The sequence below is a fragment of the Mesorhizobium sp. M1406 genome, assembly GCF_040317555.1.
In the GTDB taxonomy this organism is placed as follows: Bacteria; Pseudomonadota; Alphaproteobacteria; order Rhizobiales; family Rhizobiaceae; genus Mesorhizobium.
In genome coordinates, this window is sequence record NZ_JAMYKW010000007.1 from 126,466 (window position 1) to 145,432 (window position 18,967).

The following is an 18,967-nucleotide window of genomic DNA, read 5'->3' on the forward strand; positions in this document are numbered from 1 at the left end:
CGATGAGGGGCAGCGCTGACTTGGACAGGAAAACTCATTTCGCGACCTGCCTCGCCCCAGCACCCGCAGCCGGCTCCACGGCCGAAATCTCATGCGTCAGCGTGTTGCGTGCAACCTTCAACCAGGCCCTGCAGCCGCCGCCATGGTACCAGTATTCGCTGGTCTGCCCGGCGACATTGTCGCGCAGATAGACATAGTCGAAGACTTCGTCTTCCGAGGCGCCGGCCACTGGCCGCACCGGCTTGGCGTCGCCGAGATAGGTGAACTCGCCGAGTTCGCGTTCACCGCAGAAGGGACAGACAATGCGCATTTGCTTCTAACCGCCTTCAATGCAGGTTCGGTTGGGCGCCCTGGCCCTTCTCGTCGATCATCGCGCCGCGCCGGAAGCGGTCGAGGCGGAACCGCGCCGCCTCTTCGTGCGGCGCATCGCGGGCCAGAAGGTGGGCGAACACAAAGCCCGAGCCCGGCGTCGCCTTGAAGCCGCCATAGCACCAGCCGGCGTTGAGATAGAGCCCGTCGACCGGCGTCTTGTCGATGATCGGCGAACCGTCCATCGACATGTCCATGATGCCGCCCCATTGGCGCAGCAGCCGCACGCGGCCGATCATCGGCATCAGCGCCATGCCGCCCTCGCAGACGTCCTCCATCACAGGCATGTTGCCGCGCTGGGCGTAGGAATTGTAGCCGTCTATGTCGCCGCCGAAGACCAGCCCGCCCTTGTCGGACTGGCTGACATAGAAATGGCCGGCGCCGAAGGTCATGACACCGGGAATGAGTGGCTTGATCGCCTCGGAGACGAAGGCCTGCAGCACATGGCTTTCGATCGGCAGGCGCAGGCCGGCCATCGCCGCCACGCGCGACGAACTGCCGGCAACAGCCATGCCGACCTTGCCGGCGCCGATCCTGCCGCGCGATGTCTCGACGCCGGTCACCTTGCCATTGGCGTCGCGGGTAAAACCGGTGACCTCGCAGTTCTGGATGATGTCGACGCCGAGTTCGCTCGCCGCGTGCGCGTAGCCCCAGACCACCGCATCGTGACGCGCCGTGCCGCCGCGCCGCTGCAAGAGGCCGCCCTGCACGGGAAAGCGTGCATTGTCGAAGTTCAGGAACGGTATCATCTTCCTGACCGCCGCAAGGTCGAGCAGTTCGGCGTCGATGCCGTTGATGCGCATCGTGTTGCCGCGCCGCGCATAGGCGTCGCGCTGCGCGTCGGAGTGGTAGAGGTTGATGACGCCGCGTTGGCTGACCATCGTGTTGTAGTTGAGGTCCTGCTCCATCCTTTCCCACAGCTTCATCGATAGCTCGTAGAAGCCGGTGTTGCCGGGCAGGCCGTAATTGGAGCGGATGATGGTGGTGTTGCGGCCGGCATTGCCGGAGCCGATCCAGCCCTTTTCGAGCACAGCGACGTTCTTGATGCCGTACTCGCTGGCCAAGAACCAGGCGGTTGCCAGCCCGTGGCCGCCGCCGCCGATGATCACCACGTCGTAACGGTCCTTCGGCGTGGCGTCGCGCCAGGTGCGTTGCCAGTTCTTGTGGCCGGACAGGGCGGCGCGGGCGAGCGAGAAGATGGAGTATTTCATGCGTTCATTCCGAGGTCGCTCGCATCGCGCTGGGTGGTCAGATATCCAGCGTGTGGTCGCGCTCCCATTGCGTGAAGTGCGAAGCATAGGAATTCCATTCCTGGTGCTTCAGCTTTAGGTAGGCCGACGAAAATTCCTCACCCAGCGCCGCCTTCAGCGATTTGTCCTTGTCGAACTCGCGCAGCGCGTCGAGCAGGTTGAGCGGCAGCTTCGGCGCGCCCTTCACAGTGTGTCCGTTCTGGTACATGTCGATGTCGTAGCGCTTGCCGGGATCGGCCTTCGAACGGACGCCGTCGAGACCGGCCGCGATGATGACGGCCTGCAGGAGATAGGGGTTGGCGGCACCATCCGGCAGGCGCAGTTCGAAGCGGCCGGGGCCGGGCACGCGCACCATGTGGGTGCGGTTGTTGCCGGTCCAGGTCACCGTGTTCGGCGCCCAGGTCGCGCCCGAAATGGTGCGCGGCGCGTTGATGCGCTTGTACGAGTTCACCGTCGGGTTGGTGATCGCCGCCAGCGCGGAGGCATGCTTCATGATGCCGCCTAGGAAATTCCTGCCCTTGGCCGACAGGCCAAGCTCCATCGAATTGTCGGCGAAGACATTGGTCTTGCCGGTCTTGTCCCATACCGAGATATGGGCATGGCAGCCATTGCCGGTCAGCCCTTGAAAGGGTTTGGGCATGAAGGTGGCGCGCAGGCCATGCTTTTCCGCGATCGACTTGACCATGAATTTGAAGAACGAGTGCTTGTCGGCGGTCGCCAGCGCGTCGTCGAAGGCCCAGTTCATCTCGAACTGGCCGTTGGCGTCCTCGTGGTCGTTCTGGTAGGCGCCCCAGCCGAGCGCCAGCATGTGGTCGCAGATTTCGGCGATGACGTCGTAGCGGCGCATCACCGCTTGCTGATCGTAGCACGGCTTCGACGCCGTGTCGTATTCGTCGGAAATCGTCTTGCCGTCGGGTGAGATCAGGAAGAACTCGGCTTCGACGCCGGTCTTGACATGCATGCCATCACTGGCGGCTTCCGCGATCAGCCGCTTCAGCGTGTTGCGCGGCGCCTGATCGACCTCCTTGTCGTCCATGATGCAGTTGGCTGCGACCCAGGCGACCTCCGGCTTCCACGGCAGCTGAATGACCGAATCCGGATCCGGCACCGCCAGCATGTCGGGATGCGCCGGCGTCAGGTCGAGCCAGGTGGCGAAACCGGCAAAGCCGGCGCCGTCCTTCTGCATGTCGGCGATCGCTTGCGCCGGCACCAGCTTGGCACGCTGGCCACTGAACAGGTCGGTGTAGGAAATCATGAAGTATTTGACGTTTTTCGCCCTTGCGAATTCAGCAAGATCAATTGTCACCGTAGTTCCCCATTTTTTGTCGATTGTTGGCCCCAGAGCATGTGGGCTTCGGCCCTTCGTTGATCAGAAGCCGTTCTTCCCCGGTATCCAGTTGGTGCCGGCCAGCGGCACGCCAGCCATGGCGGCTGCCTCGATCGTCAGCGCGACGAGGTCCTCGGGTTCGAGATTGTGCAGGCTGTTCTTGCCGCAGGCGCGCGCAATGGTCTGCGCCTCGAGCGTCATCACCTTGAGGTAGTTCGCCAGCCGGCGTCCGGCGGCGATAGGATCGACCCGCTTCATCAGTTCTGGGTCCTGCGTGGTGATGCCGGCCGGATCGCGCCCCTCGTGCCAGTCGTCATAGGCGCCGGCCGTGGTGCCGAGTTCGTTATACTCCGCCTCCCAATGGGGATCGTTGTCGCCGAGCGCGACAAGGGCAGCCGTGCCGATCGAGACCGCGTCGACGCCGAGCGCCAGCGCCTTGGCGACATCGGCGCCGTTGCGGATGCCGCCGGAGACGATCAGCTGCACCTTGCGGTGCATGCCGAGATCCTGCAGCGCCTGCACCGCAGGCCTGATGCAGGCAAGCGTCGGCATGCCGACATTTTCGATGAACACTTCCTGGGTCGCGGCGGTGCCGCCCTGCATGCCGTCGACGACGACGACATCGGCGCCGGCCTTCACGGCAAGCGCGGTGTCATAATAGGGCCGCGCGCCGCCAACCTTGACGTAGATCGGCTTTTCCCAGTCGGTGATTTCACGCAGTTCGAGGATCTTGATCTCGAGATCGTCGGGTCCGGTCCAGTCCGGGTGGCGCGAGGCCGAGCGCTGGTCGATGCCTTTCGGCAGCGTGCGCATTTCGGCGACGCGGTCGGAGATCTTCTGGCCAAGCAGCATGCCGCCGCCGCCGGGCTTGGCGCCCTGGCCGACGACCACCTCGATTGCATCCGCACGGCGCAAATCGCGCGGGTTCATGCCGTAGCGGGAGGGCAGGTATTGATAGACCAGCTGCTTGGAATGGCCGCGCTCTTCCTCTGTCATGCCGCCGTCGCCCGTCGTGGTCGAGGTGCCGGCCAGCGTGGCGCCGCGCCCAAGTGCTTCCTTGGCGGGCCCCGACAGCGAACCAAAGCTCATGCCGGCTATGGTGATCGGGATCTTCAGCTCGATCGGCTTCTTGGCATGGCGCGAACCCAGCACCACGCTGGTGTCGCAGCGTTCGCGATAGCCTTCGAGCGGGTAACGCGAGATCGAGGCGCCGAGGAACAAGAGGTCGTCGAAATGCGGCAGCTTGCGTTTGGCGCCGCCGCCTCGGATGTCATAGATTCCGGTCGCCGCGGCACGGCGAATTTCGGAAAGCGTGTAGTCGTCGAAGGTCGCGGATTTGCGTGGCGTCGTCGGCGGGTTCCTGTAGGTCATGCTGCCTCAATACGCGTCGGCGTTGTCGATATTGAAATTGTAGAGCGTGCGCGCCGAGCCGTAGCGCTTGAATTCCGACGGCTTGACGCCGGTGACGCCGGCGCGGTCGAGCAGACCCTGCAGCAACTCCAGATGTTCGGCTCGCATCTCCTTGGCGATGCAGTCTGCCCCCAGGCTGTCGACCTTGCCGCGCACGAACAGCCGCGCCTCGTAGATGGAATCGCCCAGCGCGTCGCCCGCGTCTCCCAGCACCACCAGATTGCCCGACTGCGCCATGAATGCCGACATGTGACCGATATTGCCATGCACGACGATGTCGATCCCCTTCATCGAAATGCCGCAGCGCGACGACGCGTTGCCCTCGATGACCAGCAGGCCGCCCCTGCCGGTGGCGCCGGCATACTGGCTGGCGTCGCCCTTGATGGTGATCGACCCCGACATCATGTTCTCGCCGACACCGGGCCCCGCCGAGCCATGCACGGTAATCGTGCCGCCTGAATTCATACCGCCGCAGTAATAGCCGACGCTGCCGCGCACATCGATGGCGACAGGCTGGTCGACGCCAACGGCGACCGAATGACTGCCTTTCGGATGGAGCACCTCCCAGGCTGTTTCATTCGAGCCGGGAGCCAGATTGTGAAGCGCCTGGTTGAGTTCGCGCAGCGACAGCTGGTCGAGATCGAAGACCCGAGGGTCGTGCGCCGCCGTCTTTGAAAGGGTGATTGCCGACATGAACTTAGTGCTCCCAGAAATAGACGGTTGCGGGCTCGGGTTCCCAGACCCTCGCATTGTCTATGCCGGGCAGTTTGGTCAGTGCGCGATATTCCGAGCCGAAGGCGACATACTGGTCGGTCTCGGCCATCACGGCGGGCTTGCAGGCGATCGGGTCGCGCACCACGCCGAAGCCGTTCTTGGTGCCGACGACGAAGGTGAAGAAGCCGTCGAGATCGGAGAGCGTGCCTTCCAGCGCTTCGCCGAGATTCTTGCCATGCGCCATCTGCGAGGAGAGATAGGCGGCGGCGACCTCGGTGTCGTTCTCGGTCTCGAAGGTCATGCCTTCGCGGATCAGCTCGCGGCGGACATTGTTGTGGTTGGACAGCGAACCATTGTGAACCAGGCACTGGTCGGCCCCAGTCGAGAACGGATGCGCACCCATAGTCGTCACCGCCGATTCCGTCGCCATGCGGGTGTGGCCAATGCCATGCGTGCCGGTCATCTTGCGGACATCGAAGCGATCGACGACCGCCTCGGGCAGGCCAACTTCCTTGTAAATCTCGACAACGTCGCCGGCGCCCATGATACGGATGTCGGGGCGCAGCGCCTGGATGGTCTCGCGCGCCTCGTCGATCTTGGCGGGCGTGGTCCGGACGACGGCATGACTGGATTTCACCGCGATCGTCACCGGCGTGCCGATGGCCTTGGCGAGTTCCGCCTCGAGGTCTCGGAAATCGCGCTCCGGCTTGGCTGACTGGATGGTGATTTTGGCCTCATTTTTGGAAGGCGCGCCATAGATGGCGATGCCGGCGCTGTCCGGGCCGCGATCGCTGAGCGAGATCAGCATCTGCGACAGCATCGCCCCAAGCTGGGGTTCCAGCGCCTTGTCCTTCAAGAACAGTCCGACAATTCCACACATGTCAGCCTCCCAACGTTTGCAGCTAAGAGATGATGTATCGAATGAGTCTCATAAATTCAATCATATGAAAAAAATTTTCCTCTAGTTACGTGTGCGGCCCAATGCCGCTCTGTGCATTGTCGCCGTCTCGCCGGGCATTGTGAACCCATTTGACGGTGCGGATGCGGGCGGTCTTGTAGGCGTCGAGGATCGACAAGGCATAGATCAGGAAGCCGCCGGCATGCCGGCCGACGAAGCTGGCGTCAGGCGGCGCGATCTTGGCCGTGACCCATGCCAGGATCACCATGAAGAAGAGGAACTGCAAGCCGCGCACCGGCACGCCGAGAATGACATGTCCGCTTGCCGGCAGCACGATTGCGGCGCCGAGAACCAGATAGGGATTGGTGGGTGCGGGGATGGAACTGGTCATGCGGCCTGCCGCTCGTTCTTGTTGATGGCGTCGCGCAGCGCCGACGCCGAAACCAGCAGCCTTTCGATCAGGGACGGATCGAGAGTGGCGCCGCCAAATTCGGCTTGCCGGAAGACGCCATAGCGCGCCCGCTCGGCCTCGGCCAGCAGCCAGACGATACGCACTCCGTTCGGGGTGATCAGCAGTTCCTTGGCACGCCCCTCGGCAAAGATCTCGATATGGCTGGCGATGAGGCCCTGGGGAAAGCGCGCCGCCCTGCGGTCGGTGCGCAGCACCGCCTCGGCAGGAAACCCCGGGGCCTTGGGCAGCGTATGCTCAAGGTGATCGAAATTGGAGAAGGTCGTCGGCGAACCCGGCCGCATCATCATGTCGAAGGTAGCTGGCACCGCCACCTCTTCGGTGACCGAAACACTGAGCCAGCGCGCCGGCAGTTTCCTGGTCGCCAGCGTATCGACGATGGTGCGCACCTGGACGCGTTGACTGTTCCATGACCCTTGCCAGGTGGTGACACCGGCGGTGCCGTCCGAAACATCGGCTGCGTCGGCGATGACCGTGCGGATCTGGCCCTGCTCGACGGCGAGCGCCGATGCCCTGTTGCGGCTGGTACGCGCCTGCCAGGCAAGGTGGAGGACGAGAGCCAGGACAATGGCCCCGGCAAGCAGTGCTGATGTCACCTCGGACATGTTCTCATGCCAGGCCCGCCCGGGATCCGGACGGGCCAACCCCCATCAATAACCCTGCGGCTTCGGCCACGGCATGGTGAACTGGTCGCCGCGCCGCACGAATCTGTAGCGGTAGAAATGGAACCACAGCGAGATCAGGAAATAGAAGGCGACCATCGCGATCAGCTGCGAACCGAAGCCGAGGAAGATGGCGAAGAAGGTCACCACGCAAAGGCAGAACAGTACGATGGCCGGGACCGGGTGGAAGGGGTGCGTGTAGCCGCGGCGGATCGAGCCCAGCGGCCACTTCTTGCGGAACATGATGATGTTGATGCTCATGAACGTGTATTGCAGCACGCCCGACAGGATCGAGAAGGTGATCGCCTGGTTGAGGTCGGCGATGAAGGCGAATGCCAGCGCGATCGGCAGCAGGAACAGGATCGAGCGGTAGGGCGTGCGATATCTCGGATGCACGGCCGAGAACCAGGTCGGCAGATAGCGGTCACGGCCGAGCGAAAACCAGGCGCGCGCCGCGTCGTTGATGCAGCCATTGGCCGAGGCCAGCGCGGCAAGCAGCGTGGCGACGAATAGCAGGTTCTCAAGCAACGGACTGCCGGTCAGCTTGCCCGCGTCCCACAGCGGATAATAGGTGATGCCCAGATATTCCCACGGCATCATCGAGGCGCAGACATACCAGGTCATGGCGGCGGCGATCAAAAGCGTGATCATGCCGGCCATGGTGCCGTAAGGCAGCGAGCGGGCCGGTGAGCGCACTTCCTCGGCGGCCTGCGTGGTGCCCTCGATGCCGAGATAATACCAGATGCCGAACTGGAAGGCGGCGATGACGCCGATCCAGCCATAGGGCAGGGCGTTGCCGGGGGTGACCAGTTCGTTGAGCTTCAGCACGGCGCCTTGCGTCCACGGGCTGACCGAGAAGAACAGGATGACGATCGAGACATAGGCGATCGCGGTGATGACGAAGTTGACGTTGAGCGTCATCAGCACGCCGCGATAGTTCAGCCACGCCAGCACGACGATGGTCGCGGCGATGAAGGAATTGTGGGTCAGCCCTTCGACCCCCGCCTTGGCGACGATCGTGTCGCCGAGCAGGATGGCGTCGGAGACTTCGAGCATGGTGTAGGCAAAGACCAGGAACAGCGCGACATTGAACGCCATCAGCGGTCCGACGATGTGCTTGGCCTGCGCATATTGGCCGCCGGCGGCGGCGACGGTCGATGTGACCTCGGAATCGATCATCGCGACCGAGGTGTAGAGCAGCCCGACGACCCAGCAGACGATCAGCGCGGCCAGCGCGCCGCCCTTGTCGGCGGCAAAATTCCAGCCTGTGAATTCGCCGACGAGAACGATGCCGACGCCAAGCGCCCAGACATGGGCCGGGCCAAGCACGCGGAGCAGTGAAACCCTGTCTCCGTGGATTGCCGGTTCAAGTGTAACCGTCATTGTTCAATCCCCACTCAGATCCGGTGTTTTTCGGAAACGGCTTCCAGCTCACCTTCGCGCGATGAGGTCAGCACCTCTTCGGAGAAGGTCGTATCGACCTTGAACCAGTCATAGAGCATCCACAGGGCAAGCACGATCGAGATGCCCCAGCATGCGTAAGAGAGTGCGGTCCACATGGTGCGTCCCCCAATTTTTGTCGTCGAATCTTTTACTTGTCGTCGAATTTTTCGTTGATGACGTCGCGATATTCGCGGTCGGACGCGCGAAACAGGAAGACGAAATAGCCGATCAGCACCGCGGCCATGATGATCAGCGTCGGCCAGTCGATGACATAGTGGAAGCGGTTCTGGATGATGTCATGCGCGGTCTCGGGTGTGTAGCCGAGCTTTTCCCAGATCGAGGCCATTGTCGGGTTCTGGCCAAGCGCTTCCCACGTCTTGGCGTCGAGCGCGTCGATTGATTTCGCCGCACCGGCAAGACCCAGCTTGAGCGGCAGCCACAGCGCCACGAAAATGGCGACCACGACGACGGCGATGTCGAAAACCTGCCCGGCCTTGCTCTGCTCCGGTGGCGTGTAGCGCGGCATCTCTTCTACCCCTCAGGACTTGCGGTTGCGGAACGCGTCGGCGTTCTTGATATCGAGCCCGTAGATGAATTCCTTGTCTTCCTTGTAGTGCTTGACCATCGCCAGGATGGCTGCCGTGTTGAAGATCAGCACGGCAGCGGCGGCGGCGGCGACGACCGCCTTGATCCCCGCGTTCGGGACGTACGGCCATGTCATGAAGAGGACAAAGAGGATCGTCGCCCACAGGCACACGATCAGGAGTGCGGACCCGCGCACGTCGGAGCGGTACAGCGTTTCGATGCGCTGCTGCATGTCTGACATCGGTTTTTCCCCTTTTCCAACGCTCGACCCCGAATTGGCCGCCCGCTGCCCTCTTTCAAGAGAGTGAAATTTTTTTCATAAATTCCGTCCGAATTCCGCAATTGTCAAGCGCGATTTACGTGGGGTTAACCGTTTGCCTAGCGTGGCGGATTTTGCCTGACAATGAAATTAATTGCTTATGGGTATTGCGGCGCCTCGACGTTTGCGGTCAATATTCGGTCAAAGCTCCCGCCGCTGCGCAGGGGGCAGGGAACAGCTAAAGAATTTTCGAAACGGAGGACGAGCGGATGACGGCATCCTGGAGATTTTCGACCCTGGCGGATCGCCATCGCGCGCTCGGTTCGAAGCTCGAAGACTGGAGCGGCATGGGAACCGCCTGGACCTACGACAAGGATGCCGACGAGGAATACATCGCCATCCGCACCCAGGCCGGTCTGATGGATGTCTCCGGCCTCAAGAAGGTCCACATCACCGGACCGCATGCCTCGCACCTGATCGATCTGGCGACGACGCGCGATGTCGAAAAGATCTATCCCGGCAAGTCGGCCTATGCCTGCATGCTGAACGAGGCGGGAAAATTCACCGACGACTGCATCCTCTACCGCACCGGCCCCAATGCCTGGATGGTCGTGCATGGCTCGGGCACCGGCCATGAGGAATTGCAGCGCGCGGCCGTGGGCCGCGACGTATCACTCCGCTTCGACGACAATCTCCACGATTTGTCGCTGCAGGGGCCGACATCGGTCGACTACCTAGCCAAGCACGTGCCGGGCATTCGCGATCTCAACTATTTCCATCACATGCAGACGCAGCTGTTCGGCTTTCCGGTGATGATCTCGCGCACCGGTTACACCGGCGAGCGCGGCTATGAGATCTTCTGCCGCGGCCAGGATGCCGGCACGATCTGGGACAGGATCCTCGACGAGGGCAAGAGCGCCGGCATCATTCCGTGCCGCTTCACCACGCTCGACATGCTGCGCGTCGAAAGTTATCTGCTCTTTTATCCCTACGACAACTCCCAGAAGTATCCGTTCGACAATGAAGGCCCCGGCGACACGCTGTGGGAACTCGGCCTCGACTTCACCGTCAGTCCTGGCAAGACGGGCTTTCGTGGCGCCGAGGAGCACTACCGCCTGAAGGGCAAGGAGCGCTTCAAGATCTATGGGGTTCTGCTCGACGGCAAGGAGCCGGCCGATGAGGGCGCGCCGGTCTATCGCGACGGCAAAAAGGTCGGCGTGGTGACCTGCGCCATGTATTCGCCGCTGGTCGAGAAATCGATGGGCATCGCCCGGCTCGACGTCGATTGCGCGGTCAAGGACACCAAACTCGAAATCCGCAACAAGAGCGGTGCCATCAAAGCGACGGCGCAGCCGCTTCCCTTCGATGATCCCAAGAAGACCAAGCGCACGGCGAAAGGTTGAGGCATAGTCAGGTCGAGAGGTTCGAGGCACGAAGAGTTAGATGGCAGTCAAAAGTATCATCAGCCGGCCCGTTTACGGAACGCTGTCTCCGCAGCCTGGCAAGCATCATCTTTTTATCGCGGATGCGGAAGGGGCGCTGGCGATAAAGGACATGGCGGGGAGCGCGCCCGCGGGGTTCTTCGACGATGCCGAAATCATCTTCATTCCAGGGTCGGACGGCAAGCACATCGCCGCGCTCGAAGCGCTGAAGCCGGCGCGGTTTCACCAGGCGCCATCCTTCGCCAGCCTGCTGCCACGGCTCAGGCAGACGCTCGCCAACGCGCATATGGGCCTGCGCCTCTATCTCTCGGGCACTGAAGGCCTGATCGGCCAGGCGATGCAGGTGGCGCTTGAAGCCGGCATCGACCACACCTCGATCCAGACCGAGCACCGCGGCTCGCTGGCGCGGCGCATGCAGTGCGTGCACTGCAAGGGCATCACCGACAATGTGACGACGCAGCCGGCGCCCTGCGCGCATTGCGGGCTGCTGCTCCTGGTGCGCGATCATTATTCCCGGCGCATCGCCGCCTTCCAGGGCGTCTGCATCAATGCGGAAGATCGCTCGGAGATTCCTCCGATGGAGGAGATTTTTCGATGAGCACCGGAACAACAAAACTCGACGTCGTCGTCAGCGATGTCGTCCCGGTCAACGACCTGGTCACCCGCTTCCATTTCCGCCGCCGCGACGGCGAGCTTTTGCCGACCTTTTCCGGCGGCGCCCATGTCGTGGTCGAGATGCGCGACGGCGAGCGCACCAGGCTCAATCCGTATTCGCTGATGGGCTCGCCGCTCGACACACGTGAATACACGATCTCGGTGCGCCGCGACGATGTCGGCCGCGGTGGCTCGCTGTTCATGCACCGTAATGTCCGGCCTGGACTGGAGATGGTGGTCAGCTATCCGGTCAACCTGTTCTCGCTCGACCTGCGCGCCAGGAAGCACCTGATGCTGGCCGGCGGCATCGGCATCACGCCGTTCATGGCGCAGACCGCGCAGCTGGCGGCCGAAGGCGGCAATTTCGAGCTGCACTACACCTGCCGCACCGCATCGCTCGGCACTTATGCCGATGTGCTGCGCGAGCGCTACGGCAGCCGCATCAGGCTCTATCACGACGACCGCGAGGAACGCATCGAGCTCGACCGCTTGCTGTCGACGCAGCCGCTCGGCACGCATCTCTATGTCTGCGGCCCGGCCGGCATGATCAATTGGGCGCGGGATCGCGCAGCAGCCCTTGGCTGGCCGCGGGAGACCGTGCATTTCGAGCATTTCGCGGCACCTCAGCCCGGGTTGCCGTTCGACGTGACGCTTGCCGTCAGCGCCAAGACGATCCGTGTCGATGAACAGCAGAGCCTTCTGGAGGCGATCGAGGCGGCCGGCGTCGATCCACCCTATCTCTGCCGCGGCGGCGTCTGCGGCCAATGCGAAACCAACGTCATCTCTTCGGACGGCAGGTTCATCCACAACGACCACTGGCTGAGCGAGGAAGAGCACCGTTCAGGCAAAAAGATCATGCCGTGCGTGTCGCGCTTCGAGGGCCGGTCGCTGGTCCTGGAGCGCTAGGAGGAAATCATGGGCATCACCTTTCGCAAGGAAACGTTCCGCGACGATTTCACCTTCAAGAACAGCCCGGAACACATAAGGCGGTTTCCGTTCCCGTTCCACGAAGATGCCTACATGTACGCGGTGAACATCGAGCCGCATGTCGTCGGGCCGAAGGGCAGCGTGCTGGAAAACCTGATCGACGTCGACGAGCACTATGTCGCCGAGATGCAGGACCGTGCCTTGGTGTTGGCCGAGGATCCGCTGCGCTGCCAGTCGCTGCCGCACATGACGCTGGCCGGCTGGGACCTGCTCGAACTCCTGATGGAGCAGCAGGCATTAGGCTATCCCGAGCACTTCACGCTGACGCGCGATGGCGACCGCTGGCGCTGGATCAACCGGCCGCTCGGCATCGATGACACCTTCACCTTCGGCGACACCTCGACACTGCCTTACGGACCGATGGAGTACATCACTCGCCAGAGCCAGGGCGATTTCTGCATCCTCGACCAGCGCGACGGCAATCTGTGGATGGATGCCGGCATGGTCACCACCCAGGCCGACTGGTCACTCGATTTCGACATCGGCATGAACTTCTTCGAATGGCACGCGCCGGTGCCGCTGGCGCATGAGAAGGGGATTTTCGTCAGGGCGCTGAAATTCCTCACCAACATCCAGCAAGGCAAGCCGGCGCGGCGCCTGAACTGGACGATGACCGTCAATCCACGCCTCGATACGAGCCCTGAGAACTATCACAAATGGGGTCCGGACCGGGCGACGGTGACGCCCGAAAATGTCGGCGACAAGGTGCATCTGCGGGTCGAACTGCAGAGCTTCTGGCGCCTGCCGCGCTCGAACGGCATCGTCTTTCCGATCCGCTGCTACCTGATCAAGATGGACGAACTGGTGACCCAGCCGAAATGGGCGCGGCGCCTGCACCGCGTCATCCGCGACCTGCCCGACGAACTGGCCAACTACAAGGGCCTGACACGCTATCGCCCGGCGTTGGTCGAATGGCTGTCGAAGCTCGATGATGGCAGCCTGACGAGCCCGGGGTTTGGGCCGGACTAACTCGCACTCTGCGGATAGCAGATGATCGAGAGATAGCGCATCGGCAGTTTGGTCAGCTGTTCGGGCCCGTGCGGTGCATCGGCGTCGAAGAACAGGCTGTCGCCGGGCTTCATCGGGTAAAGGTTGCTGCCGTGCCGGTAAACGACCTCGCCCTCGAGCATGTAGAGGAACTCCATGCCTTCGTGCTGGAAGGTCGGGAACACATCCGAATCCTCGGTCAGCGTGATCAGATAGGGTTCGACGACGACGCCGCTGGTGTTGGAGCCGATATGGCCGAGCAGATTGTACTGGTGGCCGGCGCGGGTGCCGCGGCGCTCGACATCGAGGCCTTGGCCGGCCTTGACGAAGACGGCGCTGCGCTCTTCCTCGAAGCGGCGGAAGAAGGCGGTCACGGGAACCCCGAGCGCCCGCGACAGTGCCTGCAAGGTGGTCAGCGACGGCGAGGTGATGCCGTTCTCGATCTTGGACAGCATGCCCAGCGAAATGTCGGTGGCGACCGCCAGGTCGGCGACGGTGATACCGAGCTTCTTGCGGAAAGCCCGCACCTCGCGGCCGATCGCGACCTCCAGCACTTTTTCGCGCGTGTCGCGAATGGCATGCGGGTTCTGCGTCAGCGGCGCGCGGATGGTCTTCCCGTCGGCCGAGACCTTTGGCAGCGGCTTGGCCGTTGCACCGGCGGAACCAGCCTTGGAATCGGAAACTGTCTTCGCCATGTCGGCCCCGGCACTCTGCGGATTCATTTCACTCTAGGTGAACATGTAAGCTGCCGATACAGCAGCGCAACTGCGACGGCAAGTTGCCTGAAGGCGCATGCGCGTGATCCCGCGTTTGGCCGCGCCAGTTTCTTGCGAAAATCCACCACGGTGCAACCTTGTTTCAGCACCGGCCTGTTGACAGCACGAAACGGCCATTTACTGTCCCTGTGAGTGAAATTTGTTTCGTAAGAGCAATTCCAGGAAAAGCGTAAACCGGTTTTCCCGGGAAAAGCCTATAGCGCTTTCCCTTGGGGATTGCGTCAAGACAAAAGCCGAAATCAGATCGGGAGGCCTGCAATGAAAAGTCGCGTTGCCGTCATCGGAGCCGGGCCATCCGGCCTGGCACAGCTCAGGGCCTTCAAGTCGGCGGCCGACAAGGGCGCCGACATTCCCGAGATCGTCTGCTTCGAAAAGCAGTCGGACTGGGGCGGCCTGTGGAACTACACTTGGCGCACCGGGCTCGACGAGCATGGCGATCCGGTGCACGGCTCGATGTACCGCTACCTCTGGTCGAACGGCCCGAAGGAATGCCTGGAATTCGCCGACTACACTTTCGAGGAGCATTTCGGCCGGCCGATCGGCTCCTATCCGCCGCGCGCCGTGCTGTGGGACTATATCAAGGGCCGCGTCGAAAAATCAGGTGTGCGCAAATGGGTGCGCTTCAACAGCCCGGTGCGCATGGTCACCTTTTCTGACACGACGAAAAAATTCACGGTCACCGCGCATGACCGCACCAACGACGTCACCTACTCGGAAGAGTTCGACAACGTCGTCGTCGCCTCCGGGCATTTCTCGGTGCCCAACGTGCCATACTTCGAGGGTTTCTCGACCTTCAACGGCCGCATCCTGCACAGCCACGACTTCCGCGACGCCATGGAGTTCAAGGGCAAGGACATCCTGATCATCGGCCGTTCCTATTCGGCCGAGGACATCGGCTCGCAATGCTACAAATACGGTGCCAAATCGATCACCTCCAGCTACCGCTCGAAGCCGATGGGCTTCAAATGGCCGGAGAATTGGAAAGAGGTGCCGCTGCTGCAGAAGGTCGTCGGCAAGACGGCGCATTTCAAGGATGGCACCACCAAGGACGTCGACGCCATCATCCTGTGCACCGGCTACCTGCATTCCTTCCCGTTCCTGACCGACGATTTGAAGCTCAAGACCGCCAACCGCATGTGGCCGCTCGATCTCTATGAAGGCGTCGTCTGGGAGAAGAACCCGCAGCTTTCTTATATCGGCATGCAGGACCAGTTCTACACCTTCAATATGTTCGACGCGCAGGCATGGTTCGCGCGAGACGTCATCCTGGGCCGCATCAAGCTGCCGTCCGCCGAGGCGATGGCCGAGCACGGCGCGAAGTGGCGCGCGCGCGAGGAAACGCTGGAAGACGCCGAGCAGATGATCTGGTTCCAGGGCGACTACACCAAGGAATTGATGGACCAGACCGACTATCCCGGTTTCGATGTCGAGGCGGTCAACCAGACCTTCATGGAGTGGGAACACCACAAGGTGGAAGACATTATGAGCTTCCGCGACCACGCCTACCGTTCGTTGATGACCGGCACCATGGCGCCGCTGCACCATACCCCGTGGCTGCAGGCGCTGGACGATTCGATGGAGAGCTATCTGGAAGTCAAAGGCGTGGCGGCGGAATAGCCGTCGCGCCTCAAGCTACCCCAGCCTTGCCCGTGCCTTTGCCGTCCAGGCGCTGAACAGCCGGTCGGCGACGATGCCGATGAACGCGATCGCCAGGCCGGCGACGATGCCGCGGCCGGAATCGGCCTTCGACAGCGCGATGAACACCTCCTGGCCGAGATCGCGCGTGCCGACCATGGCGCAGATGATGATCATCGCCAGCGCCATCAGGATCGTCTGGTTGACGCCGAGCATTATCTCCGGCAGCGCGAGCGGCAGTTGCACGCGAAAGAAAGTCTGGCGCGGCGTGCAGCCGGACACCTTGGCCGCCTCGATCAGCGCCGGCGGCACCTGCCTGATGCCGTGATTGGTGTAGCGGATCGCCGGCACCACGGCGAAGGCTATCGTTGCGATCATCGCCGTGACGTCGCCGACCCGGAACAGCATCACCACCGGAATGATGAAGCAGAAGGACGGCAGCACCTGCAGCGTGTCGATGACCGGGGTGACGATCTTTTCGAAGCGGTCGCTACGCGAGGCCATCAGCCCGATGGGGATGCCGATCAGGCAAGCGATGAAGGCCGAGATGCCGCAGAGATAGACGGTCGCCATGGTTTTTTCCCACAGGCCGGTGATGGCGCAGAAGGCGGTCAGAGCGGCGACCAGGGCGGCTAGACGCAGGCCGGAGAGCTGGTAGCCGGCGAGGCCGAGCAGGAAGATGGCACCCAGCCACGGAAAGCCTTCGCAAAAGGCGCGCAGCGGGTTCAGCACGTTGAGGATCAGCGCCACGCGAAACGCCTCGATCGCATCGAAGAAATTGATCGTTATCCAGTTCACCGCCGCCTTCCACAGCGGCGCGGTGGTGAAGGTGATCGCCTTCGGCACCGCCGCGAAGGCCGGCACGAACAGGCCGAGCAGCGTTGTCACGACAAGGATGGCGATGGCCAGCGTCAGATTGGGGTAGCGCCGCCAGAGGCTCGGGCCCATCTCCTGATGGACATGACCCTTGGCCTGCTTGTGCGCGATGGCCTGACTCAGCCGGTCGAGCGCGACGGCGAGCGCGACGATGGCGAGACCGGCTTCCATCGCTTCGCCGACCTTCAGCGCGCGCAGTGCCAGAAGCACGTCGTAGCCGAGGCCACCGGCGCCGATCATCGAGGCGATGATCACCATGTTCAGCGCCAGCATGATCACCTGGTTGACGCCGACCATCAGTGTCGGTCGCGCCGACGGCAGCAGCACCCGCCACAGTTTCTGCCGCGCCGTGCAGCCGGCCATTTCGCTGAAATCGTCGATCTCCGACGGCACCCGCGACAGGCCCAGCATCGTCGCCCGCACCATCGGCGGGGTGGCGAAGATTGCGGTCGCGATCATCGCCGAGACCGGGCTGTTGCCGAACAGCAGCAGCATTGGGATCAGGTAGGCGAAGGTCGGGATCGTCTGCATCAGGTCGAGCGCCGGGGAGACGATGAGCCTTTCCGCCCATGGCTTGCGCCACGCCCAGATGCCGGCGAACAGCCCGGTGACGATGCAGAACGGCACGGCGATGGAGATCAGCGCCAGCGTCAGCATGGCGCTGGTCCATTGGCCGAACAGCGCGATGTAGAGGAAGCAGCCACCAACCAGCAGGCTGAGTTTCCGGCCGCCAACGGCATGTCCAGCGAGGAAAGCGGCAGCGCAGACGCCGATCCAGGACAGGCGCGGCAGGACATAGGCCTCAGTGCCGTGACCTATCTTGAAATTCTTGGCCAGCAGATCGAGCGCGAAGTCGAGCGGCACGCCGAGCACCGCGGTGATCGAGCGGGTCAACCACGACAGGTTCGACTTGATCCAGCGCATCAGCGCGCTGACCCAGTCGGCGACCGGCACGGTGGCGCTTGCCGGATAGTTGACGGCCCAGGGCAGCCGGTCCTGCAACAGGAACACGACAAGCACGGCGGCAAGCGCGAACGCCCAGACCAGCAGCCAGACCTGAATCGGCCGCGACCTTGCCTGGCTGGCGCTTGCCGTCACCGTCATGCGCCGGCCCTCGAGCGGTCGATGCCGGCCAGCAGATCGATCACCGCTTGCGGCGTCACCTCGCCGATCGGCTTGCCGGTGCCGTTGACCACCGCGAACGGCTTGTTGGCGGCAACGATACCGGCCGAGAAGCTTGCGATCTTGGCATCCGGCGCCACCGTGCCGCCATGCTCCGAGCCGTCGCAGGCGCGCATCAGGCTGCGTGCCGAAATCACCTTGGCGCGGTCGACGTCGCGGGTGAACTCGGCGACATAGTCGGTCGCCGGATTGACCACCAGCTCCTCCGGCGTGCCGATCTGGATGACCTCGCCGTCCTTCATGATGGCGATGCGGTCGGCCAGCCGGATGGCTTCGTCGAAATCATGGGTGATGAAGACGATGGTCTTGTGCAGCATGGTCTGCAGCCGCATCAGCTCGTCCTGCATCTCGCGCCGGATCAGCGGATCGAGCGCCGAGAACGGCTCGTCGAGAAACCAGATCTCCGGTTTTGTCGCCAGGCTGCGGGCGATGCCGACACGCTGCTGCTGGCCCCCGGAAAGCTCGCGCGGATAGAAGTGCTCGCGGCCGCGCAGGCCGACAAGCTCGATGACCTCGCGGGCCCGTGCCTCGCGCGTCGGCCGGTCCTGCCCCTGGATGCTGAGCGGGAAGGCGATGTTCTCCAGCACGTTGAGATGCGGCAGAAGCGCAAAATTCTGGAACACCATGCCCATGCGGTGTCGCCGCAGTTCGATGAGCGCGGCATCCGAGATTTTCAGGAGGTCCTTGCCCTCGAATTCGACCTTGCCGTGGGTCGGCTCGACCAGCCTGGACATGCAGCGCACCAGCGTCGACTTGCCGGAGCCCGACAGGCCCATGATGATGAAGGTCTCGCCCTGGCGGATTTCGAGGTCGACGGCGCGCACCGCGCCGACCAGTCCGGCGGCAGTGACATCGGCCATGCTGGCCTTGCCGTCGCGTTCGCGGATGAAGTTGGCCGCGTTCGATCCGAACAGCTTCCAGACATTGCGGCAGGCAAGCTTTATCGGGCGGGCATCCTTTGGCGTGCCTGCCGCGTTTGGTCCCTGTTCAGTCTTGTCCGTCATTCAAACGTCCTTCTGGAACATCAAGAATTGAGACCCGG

The 18,967-nt window shown here is 62.9% G+C and carries 20 protein-coding genes; 5 read left to right on the top strand and 15 right to left on the bottom strand.

Annotated elements, in window-relative coordinates; genetic code table 11:
• Window positions 1-34: 34 nt before the first annotated feature.
• The 12 genes from NKH03_RS09390 to NKH03_RS09445 all read right to left on the bottom strand — a co-directional run bounded on the left by NKH03_RS09390 (window position 35) and on the right by NKH03_RS09445 (window position 9,359).
• Window positions 35-310 carry a sarcosine oxidase subunit delta gene (locus NKH03_RS09390; RefSeq protein ID WP_352867152.1) on the bottom strand — a complete coding sequence of 92 codons (276 nt, stop codon included), beginning with the start codon at window positions 308-310 and terminating at the stop codon, window positions 35-37.
• A gap of 16 nt (window positions 311-326) precedes the next feature.
• Window positions 327-1,580, bottom strand: coding sequence for a sarcosine oxidase subunit beta family protein (locus NKH03_RS09395; protein WP_352867150.1), 1,254 nt, complete (start codon window positions 1,578-1,580; stop codon window positions 327-329).
• A gap of 37 nt (window positions 1,581-1,617) precedes the next feature.
• Complete coding sequence (glnT, locus tag NKH03_RS09400; protein WP_352968176.1) at window positions 1,618-2,925, bottom strand: type III glutamate--ammonia ligase; 1,308 nt, start codon at window positions 2,923-2,925, stop codon at window positions 1,618-1,620.
• Between the two features lie 63 nt (window positions 2,926-2,988).
• Window positions 2,989-4,317, bottom strand: a complete 1,329-nt coding sequence (locus NKH03_RS09405) for an FMN-binding glutamate synthase family protein (protein ID WP_352875503.1) — start codon at window positions 4,315-4,317, stop codon at window positions 2,989-2,991.
• Between the two features lie 6 nt (window positions 4,318-4,323).
• Window positions 4,324-5,049: a GltB/FmdC/FwdC-like GXGXG domain-containing protein gene (locus NKH03_RS09410; RefSeq protein ID WP_352867145.1), complete on the bottom strand. Its 726-nt coding sequence runs from the start codon at window positions 5,047-5,049 to the stop codon at window positions 4,324-4,326.
• Window positions 5,050-5,053: 4 nt separating this feature from the next.
• Entirely contained in the window at window positions 5,054-5,950 is an 897-nt protein-coding gene (locus NKH03_RS09415) for a class II glutamine amidotransferase (protein WP_352968177.1), read from the bottom strand.
• Between the two features lie 85 nt (window positions 5,951-6,035).
• Window positions 6,036-6,359, bottom strand: a complete 324-nt coding sequence (locus tag NKH03_RS09420; RefSeq protein ID WP_352968179.1) for a hypothetical protein — start codon at window positions 6,357-6,359, stop codon at window positions 6,036-6,038.
• Window positions 6,356-7,042, bottom strand: coding sequence for a hypothetical protein (locus tag NKH03_RS09425; protein ID WP_352968180.1), 687 nt, complete (start codon window positions 7,040-7,042; stop codon window positions 6,356-6,358). The genes NKH03_RS09420 and NKH03_RS09425 overlap by 4 nt, the downstream gene beginning before the upstream one ends.
• 45 nt (window positions 7,043-7,087) lie before the next feature.
• On the bottom strand, window positions 7,088-8,482 hold the full coding sequence (locus NKH03_RS09430) for an APC family permease (protein ID WP_352968181.1): 1,395 nt from the start codon (window positions 8,480-8,482) through the stop codon (window positions 7,088-7,090).
• Window positions 8,483-8,496: 14 nt separating this feature from the next.
• A complete protein-coding gene (locus NKH03_RS09435; protein ID WP_352867136.1) occupies window positions 8,497-8,658 on the bottom strand; it encodes a hypothetical protein in 162 nt (53 codons plus the stop codon).
• A gap of 32 nt (window positions 8,659-8,690) precedes the next feature.
• Window positions 8,691-9,068 carry a hypothetical protein gene (locus NKH03_RS09440; RefSeq protein ID WP_023759015.1) on the bottom strand — a complete coding sequence of 126 codons (378 nt, stop codon included), beginning with the start codon at window positions 9,066-9,068 and terminating at the stop codon, window positions 8,691-8,693.
• A gap of 12 nt (window positions 9,069-9,080) precedes the next feature.
• Window positions 9,081-9,359, bottom strand: coding sequence for a hypothetical protein (locus tag NKH03_RS09445; protein ID WP_502913063.1), 279 nt, complete (start codon window positions 9,357-9,359; stop codon window positions 9,081-9,083).
• A 296-nt stretch (window positions 9,360-9,655) separates the two neighbouring features.
• On the opposite strand from NKH03_RS09445, the gene NKH03_RS09450 reads away from it, so the two are divergent.
• The 4 genes from NKH03_RS09450 to NKH03_RS09465 are packed head-to-tail and all read left to right on the top strand — an operon-like array spanning window position 9,656 to window position 13,438.
• Complete coding sequence (locus NKH03_RS09450; protein WP_352968182.1) at window positions 9,656-10,789, top strand: aminomethyl transferase family protein; 1,134 nt, start codon at window positions 9,656-9,658, stop codon at window positions 10,787-10,789.
• A gap of 40 nt (window positions 10,790-10,829) precedes the next feature.
• The gene (locus NKH03_RS09455; RefSeq protein WP_352867127.1) at window positions 10,830-11,426 is read left to right on the top strand and encodes a dimethylamine monooxygenase subunit DmmA family protein; all 597 of its coding nucleotides are present in this window, start codon (window positions 10,830-10,832) and stop codon (window positions 11,424-11,426) included.
• Window positions 11,423-12,388, top strand: coding sequence for a PDR/VanB family oxidoreductase (locus NKH03_RS09460; protein ID WP_352867124.1), 966 nt, complete (start codon window positions 11,423-11,425; stop codon window positions 12,386-12,388). Before NKH03_RS09455 ends, NKH03_RS09460 begins: the two co-directional genes overlap by 4 nt.
• 9 nt (window positions 12,389-12,397) lie before the next feature.
• Window positions 12,398-13,438 carry a heme-dependent oxidative N-demethylase family protein gene (locus tag NKH03_RS09465; protein WP_352867121.1) on the top strand — a complete coding sequence of 347 codons (1,041 nt, stop codon included), beginning with the start codon at window positions 12,398-12,400 and terminating at the stop codon, window positions 13,436-13,438.
• Here NKH03_RS09465 and NKH03_RS09470 read toward each other — a convergent pair.
• Window positions 13,435-14,151 carry a helix-turn-helix domain-containing protein gene (locus NKH03_RS09470; RefSeq protein ID WP_352968183.1) on the bottom strand — a complete coding sequence of 239 codons (717 nt, stop codon included), beginning with the start codon at window positions 14,149-14,151 and terminating at the stop codon, window positions 13,435-13,437. The two genes, NKH03_RS09465 and NKH03_RS09470, sit on opposite strands and share 4 nt — an antisense overlap.
• A gap of 339 nt (window positions 14,152-14,490) precedes the next feature.
• Between NKH03_RS09470 and NKH03_RS09475 the strand changes: the two genes are divergently transcribed.
• Complete coding sequence (locus tag NKH03_RS09475; RefSeq protein WP_352867117.1) at window positions 14,491-15,849, top strand: trimethylamine monooxygenase; 1,359 nt, start codon at window positions 14,491-14,493, stop codon at window positions 15,847-15,849.
• Window positions 15,850-15,864: 15 nt separating this feature from the next.
• Here NKH03_RS09475 and NKH03_RS09480 read toward each other — a convergent pair whose 3' ends face one another.
• Both NKH03_RS09480 and NKH03_RS09485 read right to left on the bottom strand, forming a co-directional pair.
• A complete protein-coding gene (locus NKH03_RS09480) occupies window positions 15,865-17,847 on the bottom strand; it encodes an ABC transporter permease (RefSeq protein WP_352968184.1) in 1,983 nt (660 codons plus the stop codon).
• Window positions 17,844-18,929, bottom strand: coding sequence for a quaternary amine ABC transporter ATP-binding protein (locus tag NKH03_RS09485; protein ID WP_352968185.1), 1,086 nt, complete (start codon window positions 18,927-18,929; stop codon window positions 17,844-17,846). The genes NKH03_RS09480 and NKH03_RS09485 overlap by 4 nt, the downstream gene beginning before the upstream one ends.
• Between the last annotated feature and the right edge of the window lie 38 nt (window positions 18,930-18,967).